This window comes from Anaerovibrio sp., from assembly GCF_051866355.1.
In the GTDB taxonomy this organism is placed as follows: Bacteria; Bacillota; Negativicutes; order Selenomonadales; family Selenomonadaceae; genus Anaerovibrio.
The window spans coordinates 1-1,721 of the sequence record NZ_JBJDWZ010000153.1; the positions used below are offsets into that span (position 1 = coordinate 1).

1 protein-coding gene is annotated in these 1,721 nt (G+C 53.1%); it reads right to left on the reverse strand.

The genetic code is table 11. The annotated features are described in order from the left end of the window. On the reverse strand, positions 1 to 1,710 hold a 1,710-nt coding region (locus ACI3UA_RS08060; RefSeq protein ID WP_439724301.1), incomplete at its 3' end, for a phage terminase large subunit family protein. Positions 1,711 to 1,721 lie beyond the last annotated feature (11 nt).

Consider the following 1,721-nt stretch of genomic DNA (forward strand, 5'->3'; position numbering starts at 1 on the left):
CACGCCGTTGCGCTTCACCAGCCGTTTCTCCTCGGATAAAAGTCCTTTGAAATATACTTCATCATAGCCACGATATGGCAACTCTTCATCTCCATCATGGCCAAAATGCATGTATTTTGCTCCCGGTTCTGCCACGTCAAGCCTGTTGAATATCTGCTGCTTGCCATCATCCACGCCAAGGATAACCAGAGGCACCTTGCAGCCTACATCCTTGCCCAGCTTGTACACCAGCGGTATGCCGGGGCGATTAGCATATCCCTTGATTGGGAATCTGCCCAAGCCTATGTTTTCGGCGCAGTAACTATAGACAAACTCCGTGTAGTGACCGCCTGAATCAATAAAAGTCCTGGCGATCTTCATGCCTATGCCGTTGCTGAAAGTGTAGATCCTGTCCAGTATGCCATTCAGCACCTGCCATGTAACGGCTTCATCAGGCTTGGATAGAATCATGCCCTTGACGATGCCCCAGCACTCTTCCCCAAAGCCCCAGCCGCACACTTCGTACTCCAGGCGGTTGTCCTGGGTATCCACGGCAGCTGTCAGCAGCAGTACGCCATCCGGCAGGGCGGCACCATACTGCTCCCGCCTTTTCATCAGCGGCAGTGCATCAATGGTGTTATCATTCAGTGAATAGGGCTCTCCGAATCTGGTATTGACTATAACCTTTTCCCTGTTGGCATCACCCCTGGCCTCCAGCCATTCCGTCATGATTTTCTGCCAGGACAGCCACGGACTGGTGAAAGCATTGAGCCAGAAAGAGCGTACTCCGTTTTTGATTGCCTCCGGGTTTTGCGGTACATATTTCTGAGGAAAAGCCTTGGTTTCCTGCTCGCTGAACTTGAATCCGCAGTCAGGGCAAACCCATTTCACATCGTTTACCACGATGATTTTGCGCTTTTTCTTGTCTTCGTGCTCGCTGTAGTCAGCCTCCATGTCCACATAGCGCAGTGCATGGTATTCGCCGCAGTTGGGGCACTGGTGCTGCCATTCCTCCTGGGTGCCAGCCAGGTATTCATCTGCAATCCTGCTTTCACCTTCATTGGTTGGCGTGGAGAATAGCCCCATGACGCGGTTCCAGAAGGTAGTCATACGCTTTTCTGCCAAGCCTACAGGGTCACCCTCGCCACCAGCTGACGCAGGGAACCTGTCTACCTCATCCGCCAGCAGGATGCGCACAGGCCTTGAGGCAAGACCGGCAGGGGAATTTGCCCCACACATAATCAGCCGTCCGCCCGGAAAAATCTTCGACAGGATGGTGTTGTTACCGTCCCTGGTCTTGGCTTCACCTTTGCCGTTCTTGCTCTTGATGTCATAAAACAGGCCGTTCAGCACCTTGGTATCCCTAATCATGGGAGCGATACGGGACTTGGAGAAGTCCTCTGCCATCTCTATGGTGGGCTGAATCATCATGATAGGGCATGGATCCAGATGGGCAAAGCGGCCAACGACATTAAGTATGATATCTGTCTTTCCGATCTGACTGGAACTCATGACGACAACCTTGCTTACGCCTGACTGGGTGAAGGCATCCATGATTTCCTGCTGGTATGGAGCGCGGGAGGTTTTCCACCGCCCAGGCTCTGCCGATATGCCGGCGGATAACATCCTGTAGCTGTCCGCCCAGACGCTGGTGGAGGTCTTCGGCTGCGGTTTCAGCCCCTTTTCAGATACATACGCCCACAGCTCATTCGCCGTTTTCAGCTTCTTCATTCTCCACCACC